Annotated in this window: 15 protein-coding genes; 8 read left to right on the top strand and 7 right to left on the bottom strand. The window is 65.9% G+C overall.

Annotated features, from left to right (window positions below):
* Positions 1-115: 115 nt before the first annotated feature.
* The 3 genes from NV401_RS05395 to NV401_RS05385 all read left to right on the top strand — a co-directional run bounded on the left by NV401_RS05395 (position 116) and on the right by NV401_RS05385 (position 3,100).
* The gene (locus tag NV401_RS05395; protein WP_261293367.1) at positions 116-1,321 is read left to right on the top strand and encodes an LL-diaminopimelate aminotransferase; all 1,206 of its coding nucleotides are present in this window, start codon (positions 116-118) and stop codon (positions 1,319-1,321) included.
* A gap of 19 nt (positions 1,322-1,340) precedes the next feature.
* On the top strand, positions 1,341-1,802 hold the full coding sequence (locus NV401_RS05390; protein WP_261293366.1) for a RidA family protein: 462 nt from the start codon (positions 1,341-1,343) through the stop codon (positions 1,800-1,802).
* 161 nt (positions 1,803-1,963) lie between these two features.
* Positions 1,964-3,100, top strand: a complete 1,137-nt coding sequence (locus NV401_RS05385; protein WP_261293365.1) for a GNAT family N-acetyltransferase — start codon at positions 1,964-1,966, stop codon at positions 3,098-3,100.
* A gap of 3 nt (positions 3,101-3,103) precedes the next feature.
* On the opposite strand, the gene NV401_RS05380 is transcribed toward NV401_RS05385, so the two are convergent.
* Together NV401_RS05380 and NV401_RS05375 are read right to left on the bottom strand one after the other, a co-directional pair.
* Positions 3,104-4,741, bottom strand: a complete 1,638-nt coding sequence (locus NV401_RS05380; protein ID WP_261293364.1) for a hypothetical protein — start codon at positions 4,739-4,741, stop codon at positions 3,104-3,106.
* A gap of 30 nt (positions 4,742-4,771) precedes the next feature.
* Positions 4,772-6,565 carry a hypothetical protein gene (locus NV401_RS05375; protein WP_261293363.1) on the bottom strand — a complete coding sequence of 598 codons (1,794 nt, stop codon included), beginning with the start codon at positions 6,563-6,565 and terminating at the stop codon, positions 4,772-4,774.
* A 100-nt stretch (positions 6,566-6,665) separates the two neighbouring features.
* Between NV401_RS05375 and NV401_RS05370 the strand changes: the two genes are divergently transcribed.
* A complete protein-coding gene (locus NV401_RS05370) occupies positions 6,666-7,889 on the top strand; it encodes a glycosyltransferase family 2 protein (RefSeq protein ID WP_261293362.1) in 1,224 nt (407 codons plus the stop codon).
* A gap of 72 nt (positions 7,890-7,961) precedes the next feature.
* On the opposite strand, the gene NV401_RS05365 is transcribed toward NV401_RS05370, so the two are convergent.
* Together NV401_RS05365 and NV401_RS05360 are read right to left on the bottom strand one after the other, a co-directional pair.
* The gene (locus NV401_RS05365) at positions 7,962-8,552 is read right to left on the bottom strand and encodes a class I SAM-dependent methyltransferase (protein WP_261293361.1); all 591 of its coding nucleotides are present in this window, start codon (positions 8,550-8,552) and stop codon (positions 7,962-7,964) included.
* A 69-nt stretch (positions 8,553-8,621) separates the two neighbouring features.
* A complete protein-coding gene (locus tag NV401_RS05360; protein ID WP_261293360.1) occupies positions 8,622-9,839 on the bottom strand; it encodes an argininosuccinate synthase in 1,218 nt (405 codons plus the stop codon).
* Between the two features lie 71 nt (positions 9,840-9,910).
* Here NV401_RS05360 and NV401_RS05355 point away from each other — a divergent pair, with 71 nt between their 5' ends.
* Positions 9,911-10,342 (top strand): DUF1801 domain-containing protein, encoded by a 432-nt coding sequence (locus NV401_RS05355; protein ID WP_261293359.1) that lies wholly within the window; start codon positions 9,911-9,913, stop codon positions 10,340-10,342.
* Positions 10,343-10,372: 30 nt separating this feature from the next.
* Here NV401_RS05355 and NV401_RS05350 read toward each other — a convergent pair whose 3' ends face one another.
* Genes NV401_RS05350 through NV401_RS05340 form a run of 3 tightly spaced genes read right to left on the bottom strand, consistent with a single transcriptional unit; the run spans position 10,373 to position 13,118 of the window.
* The gene (locus NV401_RS05350; protein ID WP_261293358.1) at positions 10,373-11,599 is read right to left on the bottom strand and encodes an SAM-dependent methyltransferase; all 1,227 of its coding nucleotides are present in this window, start codon (positions 11,597-11,599) and stop codon (positions 10,373-10,375) included.
* Between the two features lie 17 nt (positions 11,600-11,616).
* Positions 11,617-12,375 (bottom strand): molybdopterin-dependent oxidoreductase, encoded by a 759-nt coding sequence (locus NV401_RS05345; RefSeq protein WP_261293357.1) that lies wholly within the window; start codon positions 12,373-12,375, stop codon positions 11,617-11,619.
* Complete coding sequence (locus NV401_RS05340; RefSeq protein WP_261293356.1) at positions 12,372-13,118, bottom strand: cytochrome b/b6 domain-containing protein; 747 nt, start codon at positions 13,116-13,118, stop codon at positions 12,372-12,374. The genes NV401_RS05345 and NV401_RS05340 overlap by 4 nt, the downstream gene beginning before the upstream one ends.
* A 66-nt stretch (positions 13,119-13,184) precedes the next feature.
* On the opposite strand from NV401_RS05340, the gene NV401_RS05335 reads away from it, so the two are divergent.
* From NV401_RS05335 to NV401_RS05325, 3 genes are all read left to right on the top strand, one after another.
* Positions 13,185-13,793 carry a flavin reductase family protein gene (locus NV401_RS05335; protein WP_261293355.1) on the top strand — a complete coding sequence of 203 codons (609 nt, stop codon included), beginning with the start codon at positions 13,185-13,187 and terminating at the stop codon, positions 13,791-13,793.
* Positions 13,794-13,925: 132 nt separating this feature from the next.
* The gene (locus NV401_RS05330; protein ID WP_261293354.1) at positions 13,926-16,256 is read left to right on the top strand and encodes a S9 family peptidase; all 2,331 of its coding nucleotides are present in this window, start codon (positions 13,926-13,928) and stop codon (positions 16,254-16,256) included.
* Between the two features lie 8 nt (positions 16,257-16,264).
* Positions 16,265-19,015 (top strand): DUF5695 domain-containing protein, encoded by a 2,751-nt coding sequence (locus tag NV401_RS05325; protein WP_261293353.1) that lies wholly within the window; start codon positions 16,265-16,267, stop codon positions 19,013-19,015.
* Positions 19,016-19,149 lie beyond the last annotated feature (134 nt).

The raw sequence follows: 19,149 nt of genomic DNA, 5'->3' as shown, positions 1-19,149 counted from the left end.
CTAGCGCATCCCGGCGGCGCTTTCACCCCTCTCGCCCCCAAGGACCGGGAAAGTAGGGATGACGACGGGAGGTCGGTGACGTAAGGATAAAGCTTCCTCAAACCGGAAACGCCCCATGTCCGAAGAATTCTACCGCATGAAACGCCTGCCCCCCTATGTGATCGCGGAAGTGAACGCGATGCGGGCGGCGGCGCGCGCGGGCGGGGAGGACATTATCGATCTCGGCATGGGCAATCCCGATCTGCCGCCGCCGCCGCACGTGATCGAGAAGCTGATCGAGGTCGCGCGCAAGCCCGATGCGCACGGCTATTCGCAATCGAAGGGCATTCCCGGGCTGCGCCGCGCGCAGGCGAATTATTACGGCCGCCGCTTCGGCGTCGACATCGATCCCGAGACCGAAGTCGTCGTGACGATGGGCTCGAAGGAAGGGCTTGCCAGCCTGGCGACGGCGATCACCGCACCGGGCGACGTCGTGCTCGCGCCCAACCCGTCCTACCCGATCCACACGTTCGGCTTCATCATCGCCGGCGCGACGATCCGCGCCGTGCCGACCACCCCGGACGAGCATTATTTCGAATCGCTCGAGCGCGCGATGGCGTTCACCGTGCCACGCCCGTCGATCCTGGTGGTGAACTATCCGTCCAATCCGACCGCCGAGACGGTCGATCTCGCTTTCTACGAGCGGCTGGTCGCCTGGGCGAAGGAGAATCAGGTGTGGATCATTTCCGATCTGGCCTATTCGGAACTCTATTATGACGGCAAGCCGACGGTTTCGATCCTGCAGGTGAAGGGCGCGAAGGACATTGCGGTGGAATTCACCTCGCTCAGCAAGACCTATTCGATGGCCGGCTGGCGGATCGGCTTCGCGGTCGGCAACAAGACGTTGATCGCCGCCATGAGCCGGGTGAAGTCGTATCTCGATTACGGCGCGTTCACGCCGATCCAGGCGGCGGCCTGCGCCGCGCTGAACGGCCCGCAGGATATCGTCGAGACCAACCGGCTGCTCTACCACAAGCGCCGTGACGTGCTGGTCGAGAGCTTCGGCCGTGCGGGCTGGGATATTCCCAGCCCTCGCGCATCCATGTTCGCCTGGGCGCCGCTGCCGCCGGCACTGGCGCATCTCGGCAGCCTCGAATTCTCCAAGCAGATGCTGCAGCACGCCAAGGTCGCGGTCGCGCCGGGCGTCGGCTACGGCGAGAATGGCGAAGGCTTCGTGCGCATCGCGATGGTCGAGAACGAGCAACGCCTGCGCCAGGCGGCGCGCAACGTGCGCAAATATCTGCAGAGCAGGGGCGTCAACACGCCTGCCCGCTCTGCCTGACCCCAAGAGAGAGACTGACATGACCGACCGCGTCGATACCAAGCTGGCCGAACTGGGCCTTACCCTGCCGCAGGCCGCCGCGCCGATCGCTTCCTATGTCCCGGCGGTGGAAGCCGGTGGCCTGCTGCACGTTTCCGGGCAGCTGCCGTTCAAGCAGGGCGCGGTGATGACCGGCCGTCTCGGCGACGACCGCGATGTCGCGTTCGGGCAGGAGGCAGCGCAGGCCTGCGCGCTGATGGTCGTGGCGCAGGTCAAGGCGGCGCTCGGCGACCTGTCGCGCGTCAAGCGCATCGTGAAGCTTGGCGTGTTCATCAATTCGGCCGGCGATTTCACCGACCAGCCGAAAGTGGCGAACGGCGCGAGCGATTTGATGGTCGCCCTGTTCGGCGACGCCGGCAAGCATGCGCGTGCCGCCGTCGGCGTGCCGGCGCTGCCGCTCGGCGCGGCGGTTGAAATCGACGCGATCGTCGAGATTGGCTGAACTCGCCCCATCTACCGTCATCCTGACGAACGTCAGGATCCATCCCTCCGCTCGGACGATCGCACCTGAGGCGCGATGGATCCCGGATCAAGTCCGGGATGACGGCAGCTTATGTGGGTGACGCCTTGGCCTACGTCCCCGGCCACCCTACCTGTACGGCAATGACCGCCGTCACCGCCCGAATCGCCGACGGCGTCGCCGCCATTCCCGCGGGCGATTGGGACGCCTGTGCCGGCGCGGACAATCCGTTCCTCAGCCACGCCTTCCTCTCGATCGTCGAGCAATCCGGCAGCGCCAGCCCGCGTACCGGCTGGCAGCCGATCCCGATCGTGATCGACGGCGCCGATGGCCGCCCGGCGGCGATCGCGCCGGCCTATGCCAAGAGCCACAGCCAGGGCGAATATGTCTTCGATCATGGCTGGGCCGATGCGTGGGAGCGCGCCGGCGGGCGCTATTACCCCAAGCTGCAGATCGCCGCGCCGTTCACCCCCGTGCCCGGGCCGCGGCTGCTGCTGCGCGATCCGGCGATGGCCGCACCGCTGCTTGCCGCGATCGAGGCGGTCACCGACCAGCACGGCCTGTCCTCCGCGCACGCCACGTTCATCGCGCCCGATCAGGTGCCGCTGTTCGAGGCGGCAGGCTGGCTGGTCCGCGCGGGCACGCAATTCCACTGGCACAATGACGGCTACCGGAGCTTCGACGACTTCCTCGCGGCCTTGGCCAGCCGCAAGCGCAAGGCGATCCGCAAGGAGCGCGCCGCCGCGGTCGAGGGGCTGACGATCCGCCACATCAGCGGCGCCGACATTACGGAGGCGGATTGGGACGCGTTCTGGGTATTCTACCAGGACACCGGCAGCCGCAAATGGGGCAAGCCGTATCTCACCCGCGCGTTCTTCTCGCTGCTCGGGCAGCAGATGGCCGATCGCGTGCTGCTGATCATGGCGGAGCGCGACGGCGTACCGATCGCCGGCGCGCTCAACCTGATCGGCGCGGACACGCTCTACGGCCGCTATTGGGGCTGCACCGAGGACGTGCCGTTCCTGCATTTCGAACTGTGCTATTACCAAGCGATCGACGCCGCGATCGCGCGTGGCCTGGTAACGGTCGAGGCCGGCGCGCAGGGCGAACACAAGCTCGCGCGTGGCTATGCCCCGGTCACCACCTGGTCGGCGCATTATATCCCGGACCCGAACTTCCGCCGCGCGATCGCCGATTTCCTGGAACGCGAGCGGGAGTCGGTCGCTTCGGACCAGGATTATCTGGCGGAACTGACGCCGTTCAAGAAGGCTGCGACCTAGCCCTTAGAATGGCGCGCGCCAGATGATCTTGGGGTGGATCTCCGCATCGCTGACGAACACGCCCGGCTTCGTGTGATCGATGCGGTAGAGCACGCTGGTGCCGTCGCGCCATACCTCGACCAGCCCCTGGTTGAACTTCGGGTCATAGGCCGGCGGCGCGACCAGCCAGACATAGTCGAACGCGTTGCGCGGGAAGCGCGCCAGCGCACGGTTGATCGGACGCCACCATTCGCGCGGACACTGGATGCTGGTGACGATCTGCGACGGATCGTGCGCGAAACGCCCGGCGGGGAGATATTTCGCGGTAAGCAACTGCGCGCCGGCCATCGACCATTGATCGTTCGAATAGGCCAGCCGCCGCTCCAGCGCGAGTGCCGGGAAATGCTCGACGCGGGTCATCAGCCACTTGTTGCCGCATGTCTCGCCGACAAAGGTGATCAGCCGCGCGCCGATCGGTACGTGCTCCAGTGCCTTGAGTTCGCGATCATAGCGCTGGTCGAACATCCAGTAGCTCACTGTGCCCGCGCCGATGCGGACCAGGAAGAAGGCGCAGCCCAGCACCGCCAGCATCGTCGCACCGCGCACCGACAGGCCAGGGCGCGGGCGCAGCGCGATCACCGCAACCGCGATCATGAACGGCACGAGCCGCATATCGGCATAGGCCGAGCCGAACACGATCCGCGGCAGCGCGATGAACACGGCAAGCAGGAACAACGCCGACAGCGCCAGATTGCGCGAATAGCCGATCGTCGGACTGCGCAGGCCCTTTGCGAGGATCACCAGCAGCAATGCGATCGACGCGATGTCGAACGTCTGCCAGCGATCCTTGAGCACCATCGTCACCCAGCCGAACTTGGCGCGCCAGTTGAACCAGTCGCCGGTCTGCCCGGTAACGTGATCGCCCGAGCGCCACACGATCATCAGCACCATCGGTAGCGCCAGCGGCAGGCAGTGCAGCCCGGCCTTGCACCAGGCGGCGATCCAATGGCCGCGACGAATCCGCTCCCACAGCGTGGCATCGCCGCGCCGCTCGGTCATCAGATCATGCTGGCGGATCATCTCCGCCGAGAAAGCGAGCACGCCGAGCACGCCCCAGCCGAACGTGTGGCACAGCCAGACGAGGCAGGAGAGCGGCACGAACAGGATCGCGCGCAGCCTGAGCCGGCCCAGCCGCGCGAGCCGCAGCCACAAGGCGAAGGCGTTGAGCGCGAGCGCCATCGACAGCGCGAAATTGACGAAGCCGAACTGGAACGGGAAGCTGTAGGCCAAGGGCAGCGCGAACAGGGCGGTCGGCGGGATGCGCCCGTGCACCTCGCGCGCGATCCACAGCAGCCCGAGCACGGTGAGCGCAGGAATGGCGATGACGATCAGCTTGACCGCCAGTTCAAGCCCGAACACCGGCGCCAGCGGAATGATCAGCAGATCGACGCCGAGATTGCCGATCAGCGACCAGTTGAAATCATACCAGTCGCCGAGCCACGGCACCTGCCCGATCTCGAGCTGGACCCGGTACCGGCCCATATGGCCGGGCAGATCGACCAGGGGCGGGATATCCGGCTTGAGCAGCGGGATGATCGAGACGAGCACCATCAACGCCACGAACCAGCGCGTCTGCCACCAGTGAACTGTATCGCCGGTCATCCACGCTTACCCTGTTCGCCACGTCGGCATTCAATATCGTTTGATCCGATAAAGCCGTAAGCGGGCTCCATGCAAGGGAAGTCGTTCGAGCCAGGGCGGCGGGCGATCATTCTGCAACCGAGTTGCCAGGCTATTGGGAAAGCGGCGAAAGGCATCCATCTCGCCGAAATCGTCCGGGCAGAACATCACGTAATCGGCCTGCCACTTCGCCGCGATCGGCCTGCCCCGTCCAGGATCGCTGAGGAAATAGCGATACATGTCCATATTGGCGGCGTCGTTGCGATGATAGCCCGCCCCCACCGTCGCCATGTGCGTCGCACCGATCGAATAGGACGCCAAATTGGTCGGCGACAGGATGATGCCGCGCGGATAGCGGTCGAGCTGCTGCCAAACGTCGCCATTCTGACAACTGCCGACCGGCGGCACGGCGTGCTGCTGCGCCGGGGTCACGGTGGCGAGTGCCGCGACCGTGGGTGCCACGCCATAGGTCACCCCGGCCGAGACCAGCCAGGCGCCGATCAGCGTCGGCGCGCGCCACGTGGTGCGTGCGCGCGCCGCGAGCACCAGCCCGGCGAGGATCGGTGCGCTGAGCGGCGTGCCGATATAGGTGCCGCGGATCTGGAACAGCGTGATGATCCCGGACACCAGCACGATCGCCGCGGCCGGCGCGAGCAGCGGCCATTCCCGCGGCCGGCGCCACAGCATCCACAGGCTGGCCGCCACGCCGGCCGCCATCAGCCCCCCCATGGCAATGCGGCGTGTGACCAACACCTGTTTGAACAGCCCGTTCGCCTCGTCGATATGGGTCAGGAATTCGCGTTGCAGGAACGGGCTCATCGCACCGTACGGCCCCGACAGGCAGGCCGGAAAGGCCAGCAGCACGCCGCCCACCGCCACGCCGCCAATCACTGCGCCGACGCCGAGCCGGATGCGCCAGTCGTGCAGATGCGGTGTGGCCAGCGCCATTGCCGCCAGCGCGGCGGCGACCGCCAGCGCGGCGCTCGCCGATGCCGGGGTGAAGGCATCGCACAAGCCGGCCGACCAATAGGCCGGGCGTAGAAAGGCAAGACACAGAAACGTGCCCGCCGCGATCCCGCCGGCGAACCCGGCCAAACGGACGCGCTCGTCCATCCCGCGCCATGCCCAGATTGCCCCCATCACCGCAACCAGCACCGCGACATGCGGCGCGGTTTCCAGGCCGATCACCAGGCTGATCGCGATGGCGAGCCCGGCACCGACGCCGCTCGCCAAGCTCGGGCACCGCACCATCGCCAGCACCGCCAGTTCGATTACCACAGTCTGCAGCGCATGATGATCGATCCGCCCGGGCGCGAACAATTTGTCGCCGGGATAGGCCAGCGCGGCGATCACCGCCGCGACCCAGGCGGCCTCCGCCGACCATAGCCGGCGCGCGATCCGCGCGGCCAGGAACAGGCACAGCACGAACAGGATCGCGGGATAGCTCAACACCGCAGCCATCTCGGCACCGTGCCGGCCAACCACCGGCGTGGCGGCAAGGATGATCGCCGCAAGGCCGAAATCGTTGATGCGCGACCAGTGCATCGGCGCGCCGTGCGGCGGGGCCATGCGATATTGCGTCCAATCATTGAACGCCTGCCCGTTAAGCCAGTCGCGCACCTGCGCCAGGCGCATCATGTCGTCGGCATCGGGCAGCGTGAGATAGTGCAGACGCCCCCAATCCTGCACCGTCCAGGCGATGGTCAGCAGCGCGGCCAGCACGAAGGCCACGAGCAGATCCGGCAGCATGCCGCGCCGCGCAGCGACGGCGCGCTCGATCGGAGCCGGGGGCGTTGGCGGCAGCATGCAGGAGGGCTCCTCGGGAAATGACCAGGGGGGCCTAGCAGGCAATGGTTAACCTTCTTTTCAAGCTTGGATCGTAGCACGGTGTCGAGGAGGGCCATCGATGCACATGTCCACGGCTGTCGATCTGAGTAACGTCCACGACGTGACACCGGCTGATCGGCGTCCGCTCGCGCTGCCCGCGATCGAATTGTCGATAGTCATGCCCTGCCTCAACGAGGCGGAGACGCTGGCGGTGTGCATCCGCAAGGCGCAGCGCTTTATCCAGGACAGCGGCATCAGCGGCGAAGTGGTGATCGCCGACAATGGCTCGACCGACGGATCGCGGCAGATCGCCAACGCGCTCGGCGCGCGGATCGTCGCGGTCGAGGCGCGCGGCTATGGCGCGGCGCTGATCGGGGGGATCGCCGCGGCGCGCGGCACCTATGTGATCATGGGCGATGCCGATGACAGTTACGATTTCCTGTCGCTGCAGCCGTTCGTCGATGCACTGCGCGCCGGCGGCGAGCTGGTGATGGGCGATCGCTTTCTCGGCGGGATCGCCAGCGGCGCGATGCCGCCGCTGCACCGCTATCTCGGCAATCCGGTGCTCAGCTTCCTTGGCCGACTGTTGTTCGACAACAAGATCAGCGACTTCCATTGTGGCCTGCGCGGATTTCGCCGCGACGCGATCCTCGATCTCGGACTGCGCTCGACCGGCATGGAATTCGCCAGCGAGATGGTCGTCAAGGCAGTGATGCACCGGCTCGACGTGCGGCAGGTCGCCACCACCTTGTCGCCCGACGGCCGCAGCCGCGCGCCGCATCTGCGCACCTGGCGCGACGGCTGGCGCCACCTGCGCTTCCTGCTGACCTATGCGCCGCGCTTCCTGTTCGTCTATCCGGGCATGGCCTGCGCCGCGATCGGCACGATCGGCGTGGCGACGCTCGCCTCGGGCAGCGTCACGCTCGGCCGCGTCGAGCTGAGCATCACGACCATGTTGTTCGCCGCGATGCTGCTGCTGCTGGGCTGCCAGCTGGTCAGCTTCGGAATCGTCGCGCGCCTTTACGGCGTCGCCAGCAAGCTGTGGCCGACCAGCCGCCGGGTCGAGCTGTTCCGCGCGCGCTTCAGCGTCGAACGCGGCGCGATCGCCGGCGGCCTCTTGTCGCTACTGGGCGTGGTTGGCATCGTCCTGCTGGTCGGCGGCTGGGCGACGACCGGCTTCGGGGCGATGGACGGCATCGCGCTGATGCGGCTCGCCATTCCGGCCATGGTCGCCACGCTGCTCGGGCTGCAGGCCGTGTTCACCAGCTTCCTGATCGGGCTGGTCGATACGCGCACCGGCTGAAGCTGCCACAGCCACGAACGACAAAAATGGCGCGCCGCGAGGCGCGCCCTTTTTGTTTGACGATCGGGCCGCTTAGCGGGACAGGATCGTGACGAAATGAAGCTGGCGGTCGAACAGCCAGCTGAATGGCCGCGGATAGAGCGCCAGCCTGGTGGTGAACTGCCGCGTGTGCAGCCCCAATTTCCCCCAGATGCCGGTCCATTCGCGCCGCGACAGATAATTGTACGGCAGCCGCACGCCGTGCGCGGCATTGCCGACCCAATCCATGAAACTGAGCGTCAGGTTCGCGGCGATGCCGTCGCGCAGGTGATCCTTGATGATCACCACCGGGGCGACCCGCGCGATCTCCCGCATCACCGCCGCCGGATCGTCGGTATGATGCAGCACGTCGACGACGATCGCGGCATCGAACGCATTGTCGCCGAACGGGATCGTCTGCCCGTCATATTCGTGCACGACGATCGCAGTGCCGGGGCGAACGAGCACGTCGATCCCCTCGATCGTCACGTCGGGGCGCAATTGCATCAGCAGCGCGGCGAGATCGCCGCTGCCGCAGCCGACATCGAGCACGCGCGCATTGGCGGGCAGGCGTTCGGCGATCACGCGCCCCAATGTGCGGATGCGCCGGCCGAAGACCAGTTTGTCGTGAACAGCACCAAGCATCGTTTCGTACCCCAAGGATCGGACCGGCCGACCTTGGGGGCATCCGACTGATATTTGGTTAACGCAAGGTCACCGGTCCCGCCGCCCCAGCAGCCGCAGCCTGAGCGCCTGCAGCTTGATGAAGCCCGCCGCGTCGCGCTGGTCGTAGGCGCCCTGATCGTCCTCGAACGTCACGACCTTTTCCGAATAGAGCGAGAAGGGCGATTTGCGCCCGGTGACCGAGACATTGCCCTTGTAGAGCTTCAGCCGCACCGTGCCGGTGACCTTGTCCTGGCTGTGATCGATCGCCGCCTGCAGCATCTCGCGCTCGGGGCTGAACCAGAAGCCGTTATAGATCAGTTCGGCATAACGCGGCGCGAGCTCGTCCTTGAGATGCGCGGCGCCGCGGTCGAGCGTCAATTGCTCGATGCCGCGATGCGCGAGATTGTAGATCGTGCCGCCCGGCGTCTCGTACATGCCGCGCGACTTCATGCCGACGAAGCGGTTCTCGACCAGATCGAGCCGGCCGATGCCGTGGCGGCGGCCCATCTCGTTGAGCGTCTCGAGCAAGGTCGCCGGCGACATGCCCACGCCGTTGACCGCCACGCCGTCGCCACGCTCGAAATCGATCGTGATCACTTCCGGCTCGTTCGGCGCATCCTCGGGGTTCACGGTGCGCGAATAGACGTAATCCGGCACCTCGACCCAGGGATCCTCGAGCACCAGGCCCTCGGACGAGGTGTGCAGCATGTTGGCGTCGGTCGAGAACGGCGCTTCGCCGCGCTTGTCCTTGCTCACCGGAATCTGGTGCTGCTCGGCGAATTCGATCAGCTTGGATCGGCTGGTCAGATCCCATTCGCGCCACGGTGCGATCACCTTGATATCGGGTGCCAGCGCATAATAGCCGAGCTCGAAGCGCACCTGATCGTTGCCCTTGCCGGTCGCGCCGTGGCTGACCGCGTCGGCGTTCAGCATCCGGGCGATCTCGATCTGCCGCTTGGCGATCAGCGGGCGCGCGATCGAGGTGCCGAGCAGGTACAGGCCTTCGTACATCGCGTTGGCGCGCATCATCGGGAAGACATAATCGCGGACGAATTCTTCGCGCAGATCGTCGATGAAGATATGCTCGGGCTTCACGCCGGCGGCCTCGGCTTTCTTGCGCGCCGGCTCGAGCTCCTCGCCCTGGCCGAGATCGGCGGTGAAGGTCACCACTTCGCAATTGTAGGTCTGTTGCAGCCATTTGAGGATGACGCTGGTATCCAGCCCGCCCGAATAGGCCAGCACGACACGATTGATTTTGTCGGTCATCGAATCCATCCTCAATTACAGGCCCCGCGCCCTATGCGAGCGCGGAAGCGCGCGCAACCGGAAGAGGTATCGTGGCGGAGAACAAGACCCAGGCGACCGAGACGAACGTCGACGACTTCCTCGCCACCGTCGAACCCGCGCAGCGCCGCGAGGATGCGCGGGCGATCTGCGCCATGCTCGCCCGGGTGACCGGCGAACCGGCGCGGATGTGGGGCGCGGCGATTGTCGGCTTCGGCACGTATCACTATCGCTACGATAGCGGCCGCGAAGGCGATATGTGCCGCATCGGCTTTTCGCCGCGTAAGGCGCAGACCGTATTGTACATCCCCGGTGGTTTCTCGCGTTACGAGACGCTGCTGGCCAGGTTGGGCAAGCATTCGACCGGCGCGGGCTGTCTCTACATCAAGAAGCTTGGCGAGGTGGATGCGGGCGTACTGGAGACGCTGGCAAGCGAAGCGTTCGACTATATGCGCACGGCCTATCCCGGAGTGAGTGGCCAATAAGCCCCTTCCGTGGAGGAAGGGGTTTAGAGATTAGCCCCGCAACCGCCGCTCTTCCTCGATCATGTAATCGCGCGTGATCGGCAGCTCGGTGCGCGAGCGCGACATCTGCAGCTGGTAATTGACCAGGCCGCCGAAGCGGAACGCCTGGGCGGCGCCGGCGAGGTAGAAGGTCCACATGCGATAGAAGCGCTCGTCATACAGTGCGACGATCTGTGCCTTCGCGGCCACCGTGCGGTCGTACCATTGATCGCAGGTATAGGCGTAATGCAGCCGCAGCACCTCGATGTCGGTCGGGAACATCTTGAGGCCTTCATAGCCGCGCACGATTTCCGACAGCGCCGGGTTATAGCCGCCGGGAAAGATGTATTTGGCGGTGAAATCGTCGGTCACGCCGGGATTGCCCATGCGGCCGATCGTGTGGATCAGCATCACGCCTTCGCTGGTCAGCAGTTCGCGACACTTGCGGAAGAACGCCTTGTAGTGCGCCGGGCCGACATGTTCGAACATGCCGACCGAGACGATGCGGTCGAACTGCCCGGTGACGTGGCGGTAATCGATCAGTTCGAATTTCACCTTGTCGGCCACGCCGGCGTCCTCGGCGCGCCGCCGGGCAACCTTGATCTGCTCCTCCGACAGCGTGACGCCGAGCACCTCGGCACCGGTCTTGGCATGCAGGTACAGCGCCATCCCGCCCCAGCCGCAGCCGATATCGAGCACGCGCATGCCGGGCTTCAGCGCCAGCTTGGCGGCGATATGCGCCTTCTTGTCGTCCTGCGCCTGTTCCAGGCTGTTGTCCGGATCGGTGAAGTAGGCGCAGCTATATTGCCGGTCGGCATCGAGAAACAGATCGTACAGGCGGTCGCTGAGATCATAATGATGCGCGACATTCTGTTTCGATTTGCGCGTCATGTTGATGCGGTTGAGCCGGTGCGTCACCGCGGCGACCGCTTCGCGCAGCGGATGCGGCTTCAGCGTGCGCTTGCCCGCTTCCCACTTGCCGTTGCCCGAAAGCAGATTGACGAGATCGCGGATATCGCCCTGCTCGACGATCAGCCGCCCGTCCATGAACGCCTCTGCCGCGCCAAGCCCGGGATTGCGCACGATGAAGTTCGCCGCCCCCTTGTCGGTGAAGCGGATCGTGACGTCGCGAAAGGCCGGATCGGGCGTGCCGAACTGCGTGGTCTTGCCGTCGGCATGGTGGACGGTGAGCTGCCCCTGCGTGACGCGGCGGGCGAGGAAAAGGTCGATCAGTGCCATGCCGCCCACGTAATGACTTAAATGCCGGCGTACCAATCGTAATCGACCGTATCTTCCCAAAAACCGCCTTTGCCGCGGCCGATCCCGGCGAGGCTGGCGACCGCATCGACGCGCATGACATATTTGGCGTGCTTGTAGCCGAGCTGGCGTTCGACGCGCAGCCGAAGCGGCGCGCCATGGCCGATATCGAGCAGCGCATCGTTCATCATCCAGGCGAGGATCGTCTGCGGATGGCGCGCATCGACCAGGTCGATCGATTCGTAATAGGGCGCGCCATTGTAGAGATCGGCGCAGGTGAACACGATGTAGCGGGCGCGATCGCTGAGCCCCGCGGCGTCGAGCACGGTCGAGAGCTGCGGCCCGCCCCATTTGCCGATTGCGCTCCAGCCTTCGACGCAATCGTGCCGCGTGATCTGCGTGCGCGCCGGCAATTGCCGGATGTCGGCCATCGACAGCGACAGCGGCCGCGCGACCAGCCCCTGCACCTGCAGCCGCCAATTGGCGAAGCGCGCCGCCGCCTGCCCATTGTAATCGGGCGTGTTGGGATCTCGCGTGCCGTTGGTGCGGAAGCGCGGCGACATCTGATCGGGGCGGAATTCCGGTGCCAGCGCACCGCGATTGGTCAGCGCGCGCTGCAGCCCCTGGTTCATCTTCTCGCCGGAGAAGAGGATTTTGCGGAATTCCTCGTTCTGCGCGAGCTTGTCGCACCCGGACAGCAGCACCCCGGCCGAGGCGGCGGCGCCGCCGATCAGCCCGCGCCTGGTGATCAGCGTCATGAATCGTCTCCCGGCACGCGCCAGCGCCCGGTGATCATCGAGCGCAGCTCGTTGATCGGCCCTGCCAGAATCACCAGCACGAGATGCACGACGATGAACAAGGTGATGCCGAACGCGGCAATGAAGTGGATCGAGCGCGCCGATTGCCGCCCGCCGAACAGATCCAGCAGCCAGGGCCAGGCTGCGTTCAGGGCGGGCGACATGGTGAGCCCGGTGAGGATCAGCAGCGGAATCAGCACGAAGATCACGCCGACATAGGAGAGCTTCTGGAAGATATTATAGGCGCTGGGATCGGCCGGATCGTGGAAGCGAAAGGCGAGATGTTCCTTCAGATCGTGCAGCACGTTGCGCGGGGCGAGTTCTCCGGCGCGCACGCGCAGCTGGCGCTGGAAATGCCGGTTGACGAGACTGACGATCATGAAGGCGAGAAGCGCAAACGCCAGCACCAGCGCAAACAGCAGATGCCAGCGCCGCGACAGCGCGAGATTGTAATTGGTCGGGAGGGTCAGGATGTTGAGCCCGGTGCTCACCCAGCCGGGCATCCAGCTCAGCGACAACCAGGGCGAGTCGAAATTCGCCCCGTAGCGCCCCCAATAGAGATGCGGATGCGCTTTCAGGATGCCAATCCCGCTGCCGATCATGATGAACATCGCGATCGCGGTGACCCAGTGCCACAGCCGCGTGGCCAGCGCGTGCCGATGGATCATGGTGCCGGGCGCGGCAGGGGGAGATTGCTCGACCATGCTGGTTGCTTATCCCTTTCTGCGGCGTTCTAGAACCGCAATCGCACCGATCAGGAACAACGCCGCATGTCCGACCCGCATTTCTACGAGCCCGCGCAGGGCCACGGCCTGGCGCACGATCCGCTCAACGCGATCGTCGCGCCGCGCCCGATTGGCTGGATCAGCACGGTGAGCGCCGCGGGCGTGCGCAATCTCGCGCCCTATTCCTTCTTCAATGTGTTCAATTATCGCCCGCCGCTGATCGGCTTCTCGTCCATGGGATGGAAGGACAGTGTCGCCAACATCGCCGAAACTAAGGAGTTCGTGTGGAATCTCGTTACCCGCCCGCTGGCGGAGGCGATGAACGCCAGCGCGACCGATGCCAAGGTCGACGAATTCACCGCCGCCGGGCTGGAGACGCGCGCCTCACGTCTCGTCGCGCCGGACCGCGTCGCGGCCAGCCCGGTCACGTTCGAATGCCGGCTGACGCAATTGATCCGGCTGCAGACCAAGGAGGGTCGCGAGCTCGACCAGTGGCTGGTGATCGGCGAGGCGATCGGCATCCATATCGACCGCGCGATGCTGGAAGACGGTGTGTACCAAACCGCCCGCGCGCACCCGATCATGCGCGGCGGCGGGCCGGCGGATTATTTCGAGCTCGGCGAATTGTTCAGGATGCGGCGCCCCACGAGCTGACGATCCCCCAACCAAACCAGTCGGAATTATATACCGTATAATATTGTTGACCCGGTGGACGCGGCTTGCTGTATGGTCGGCGAAGGGGAGCGCCGTGACCAATCATCGTCCAGCAATTTCGAGCGGCATCTGATGGCCGCATTCCCGCTCCTAATTGCAGCGCAACTGGTCGCCGCCCCAGCGCCGACACTGCGCGCGCCGGTGGTCGCCCCCGCTCCCGCCCAAATGCCGATCGCCGCGCGCTATCGTCTGGCGGACCGGTACCTTAATGATATCGACAAGCTGGTCGTCGACCGTGATCTGCGCGCATCCTTCTCGCGCGACGGCAAGCAGGTGATCTATCGCCGCGGTGCGCTGGGGCAGCGCATGATCATGCTGCTCGATCCCGCCATCGGCCAGCCGCGCGAGATCGTCGCCGAGGACGTGCTGCGCGAGTTGCTGGCCAAGGCCGTGGGCAAGCCGATCAAGCCGGGCGAACTGTCGTTCCGCCGCCCCGAGGTCGACGCTACGGGGGCGCTCAGCTTCGAGGCGTTCGACAAGCGCTGGACCTATCAGACGGGCGCGTTACGCGTGGCGGACGAGCAGCCGGACAAGGATGACGAAGGTCTGTCGCCCGACGGCCGCCTGCGCGTCATCGCCCGCGATTACAATCTGTACGCCGTCCCCGCCAAGGGCGGCCGCGAGGTCGCGCTGACCAGCGACGGCACGCGCGAGCAGCCCTATGGCCGCGGCATTCCGCAGATGGACGAGATCCTCAAGCAGGGCACCGAGGAACCGACCATGCCCGTCTCGGTGCGCTGGTCGCCCGACGGCAGCAAGATCCTGACCTGGCGGCTCGACACGCGCGGCGTCCACCCGCTGTCGTTCACGCAACAGAATGTCCCGGGCAGCCCCTATCCGCGCAGCTTCCGCTATATCTATCCGCTGGCCGGCGCGGCCAAATTGCCCACCGCTACGCGGCTGGTGATCGACGTCGCCGAGGCGCTGAAGCGTGGCAAGGCGCGCATCGTGCCGGTGCAGGTGCCGGCGGAAGAACTGCTCTACCCGGCCGATCCCGACATGGGCTGGCAGGGCAAGCGCATCCGCATCCAGCGCACCGATCGCGGCTACGGCGCGCTCACCGTCTACGACGTCGATCCGGCGACGGGCGCCGCGACGGTTACCGCGCGCGAGGCGATGAAGCCGATCGTCACCGTCACCTCGAGCAGCCTGCGCCCCGCTCCCGAACTCGGCGGCGAACTCGATATTTCCGAGCGCAGCGGCTGGGCGCAACTGTATCTCGTCCAGCCGAACGCGCCGGACGATGCGCTGCCGCTGACGCGTGGCGACTGGGAAGTACTGTCGGTCGAGCATGTCGATGACGCGCGCCGCTCGCTCCTGCTGACCGGCATCGGGCGCGAAGCGGATCGCAATCCCTATTGGCGCGGACTCTACCGTGTCGATCTCGATGGCTCGCAGCCCAAATTGCTGACCCCCGAACCGCTCGACCATGACGTGACCGTCTCGTCGGACGGGCGCTATGCGATCGACGCCATGTCCAGCCCGACCACGCCGACTGTGACCGTGCTGCGCGACGCGCGCGACGGCCATATCGTCACCGAGCTCGGCCGCGCCGATCCCACCGCGCTCTACGCCAGCGGCTTCACCAAGCCCGAACCGTTCCAGGGCGTGGCGGCGGACGGCAAGACGCCGATCTACGGCATGATCTTCCGTCCGGCCAATTTCGATCCCTCGCGCCGCTATCCGGTGATCGACAATGTCTATACCGGCCCGACCACGACGCAGGTGCCCGCATCGTGGAACGCGGCGATCGGGGTCAACCCCAACAGCGTCGCGCAACTGGGCGCGGTGGTCGTGACGATCGACGGGCGTGGCACGTCGCGCCGCGGCCAGGCGTTCCGCCTGCCGGCCTATCAAAATCTCGGCGAGGTCGGGATAGACGATCACATCGCGCTGATCGAGCAGATGGCGAAACGCTATCCGTACATGGATACGACGCGGGTCGGCGTTTATGGCGGCTCGGCCGGCGGCTATGATGCCGCGCGCTTCATCCTGCGCCGCCCAAAATTCTTCAAGGTCGCGGTCGCCTCGTCGGGCAATCACGATCTCCGGCTCGACAAGGCGTGGTGGCCGGAAGTGTCGATGGGCAATCCCGCGCCCGAGGTGTGGGAGCGCAATTCGAACATGTCGGTGGCCGGCAATCTCGAAGGCAAGCTGCTGCTGATCCACGGCGATATCGACGACAACGTGCCGGTGACCGAAAGCATGCATCTTGCCAATGCGCTGATCCGCGCTGAGCGCGACGTCGATCTGGTGATCCTGCCCAACACCACGCACCGCGTGTCGCAGCCGTTCTTCTGGAAAAAATTCCGCGACTATTTCACGCGTAACTTGCTCGACGAAGCACCGCCCCCCCTGCCCCCCGTGGCCCCCGCGCCGGCCCCGGCCGCCCAGAGCCAGTGAGAAATATCATGACCTTGTCCCGCACGCTGACCCCGATCGCCCTGCTGCTTGCCGGCGGTTCGATCACCGCATTGACGCCTGCCTTGTTCGCGCAGGAAGCGCAGGCGCCCAAAAAGGTGTATCCGCCGATCGCCACCACGCCGTTCACCATCGGCGCATTCGAGGCGGCATTGCGGAGCGACACGCAGACGTTGGCGCGCCTCTCGCCCAAGACCGATCCGAAATTCGATTTCACCCCCGGCGGGCGCGAGGCGGAGCGCCAGGGCGATGGCTATCAGCATATCGGCGATCTCAACATCCGGCTGAAGAGCGGCGCGGGCGACTGGCAGGATTTCGCCTCCGCGCATGCCCGCAAGGCGATCCGCGTCCTGCCCAAGGGCGGCAGGACGATCGCCGCGGCGGACATCACCGCCTCGATGGGCGCCGGCATCCCGCTCAAGGTCGAGCGCCGCTGGGTCGACGAGAAGGGCGTATTGGCGCTGCGCTTCGTGCTGACCAACACGTCCAAGGCGCCGGTCGAAGTTGGCGCGCTCGGCCTGCCGATGGTGTTCGACAATATCATCAGCGATCGCAATCTCGATCAGGCGCATGAAAGCGCCAGCTTCGTCGATCCCTATATCGGCCGCGATGCCGGTTATCTGCAGGTCACGCGGCTGAGCGGCAAGGGCGCGGCGTTGCTCGTCCTGCCCGAGAAGGGCACGCCGCTCGAGGCCTATCGCCCCAATCTCGAGCCGCGCGACAAATCCGCCGTGTCGATCTTCACCGACAAGAGCCAGCGTGGCCAGACTTCTGAAGGCTTTTACGACTGGACCGTGGCGAGCAAGGGCTTTGCCGAGAAGGAATGGCGCAAGGCCGGCGAACAGTGGAACGCGCCGACCAGCTTCACCATTGCCCCCGGCGCCTCGCGCGCGATCGGCGTGCGGTTCGTGGCAGCACCGTCGATCCGCGGCATCGAGGCGACGCTGACCGCGCAGGCACGGCCCGTCGCGGTCGGCGTGCCCGGTTATGTCGTGCCGACCGATCTGGAGGCCAGCCTGTTCCTCAAGGCGCCGCAGAAGGTCCGCAAGATCGAGAGCTATCCGGCTGGCGCGCTGACCGTCACGGCCGCCGGCTCGGCCAAGGGCTGGGCCAAGTACAACGTGCGCGGCGTGGCCTGGGGCCAGGCGCGGCTGTCGATTACCTATGCCGATGGCAGCGTGCAGACGGTGAGCTATTTCGTCACCAAGCCGCTCGATCAGACGATGGCCGATCTCGGCCGCTTCGCCACCACCAAGCAATTCTTCGACGACAAGAGCGATCCGTTCAAGCGTGCGCCGGCGATCCTCAGCTATGACCGCGAAGCCGACAAGATCATCACGCAGGAACCGCGCGTGTGGATCGCCGGGATGAGCGACGAGGGCGGCGGCGGCGCCTGGGTCGCGGCGATGATCAAGCAGCTCGACAATCCGGTGCCGGCGGAAGTCGCCAAGCTGGAGCGCGTCGTCAACGAAACCGTGATCGGCAAGCTGCAGGTTGCCGACGGCCCGACCGCCGGCGCGGTGAAGAAGAGCATCTTCTATTATGAGCCGAGCGAATTCCCCGCCTATTACGACAAGGCCAGCAACTGGAAATCCTGGACCTCCTGGTCGAAGAAGGATTCGGGCGATCTCGGCCGCGCGTACAATTACCCGCACGTCGCCATCGGCCACTGGGTGCTGTACCGCGTCGCGCGCAACCATCCCGGGCTGGTCACGCAGCACGACTGGCGCTTCTATCTCGGCCGCGCCTATCAGACGACCGTCGCGATGATGCGCGACGCGCCCTATTACACGCAGTTCGGGCTGATGGAGGGCGACGTGTTCGTCGACATCCTGAAGGACCTGAAGCGCGAGAAGATGACCGCCGAGGCGACCGAGATGGAGCGGCTGATGAAGGGCCGCGCCGATCACTGGGCGTCGCTCCCCTACCCGTTCGGCAGCGAGATGGCGTGGGATTCGACCGGCCAGCCCGAAGTCTATGCCTGGCTGCGCTATTTCGGCTATCAGAAGCAGGCCGATCAGACGCGCGAAGTGATCCTGGGCTACGATCCCACGATCCCGAGCTGGGGCTATAACGGCAATGCCCGGCGCTATTGGGATTTCCTGTACGGCGGCAAATATCCGCGCATCGAACGGCAGATCCACCATTACGGCTCGGCGCTCAACGCCGTGCCGCTGTTCGACGCCTACCGCGCCAACCCGGCCGACGCGCATCTGCTGCGCGTCGCCTATGGCGGGTTGATGGGCGGGATCACCAATATCGATCAGAACGGCTTCTCGTCCGCCGCCTTCCACAGCTGGCCCGACATGATGTCCTGGGATCCCTATACCGGCGATTACGGCATGGGCTTTTTCGGCCACGCCTATGCCGCGGCGACCTATGTCGTGCAGGACCCGCAGTTCGGCTGGATCAGCTATGGCGGAAACCTCCGCCAGACGGGCGGGCAGATCACCGTCACGCCCAAGGACGGCGCCCGCTCGCGCCTGTTCGTCGCGCCGGCCGGCACCTGGATCACGCTCGCGTCGGGCAAGATCAGTTCGGCCAGCTATACGCCGACCAGCGGCCGGATCACGCTGACGCTCGATCCCGCCACCGCCGCGACGCCGGTCGCGCGCGTCTCGGTCGAGACGACGATCCAGGGCGGGCGGCAGTACACGATCGGCAGCGGCACCGCCGAACGCGGCGCCAAGGCGATCCCGCTCGGCGCGGCACCGACGACGGTCGAGCTGACGCCGAACTGAGGCACGAGCGGCGCGCCAGCAAGAGCGGGCGCGCCGCTGATGATGCGCCAGATCATCGTTCTCCTGCGAAAGCAGGAGCCTAGAGCTGCAAGCGGCACCGCCCGCATCCTGCGCTCTTGCCTGCGCACGAGCAC

The sequence above is a fragment of the Sphingomonas hylomeconis genome (genome assembly GCF_025370105.1).
GTDB lineage: Bacteria > Pseudomonadota > Alphaproteobacteria > Sphingomonadales > Sphingomonadaceae > Sphingomonas > Sphingomonas hylomeconis.
This window is presented reverse-complemented; position numbering and strand designations above follow the sequence as displayed.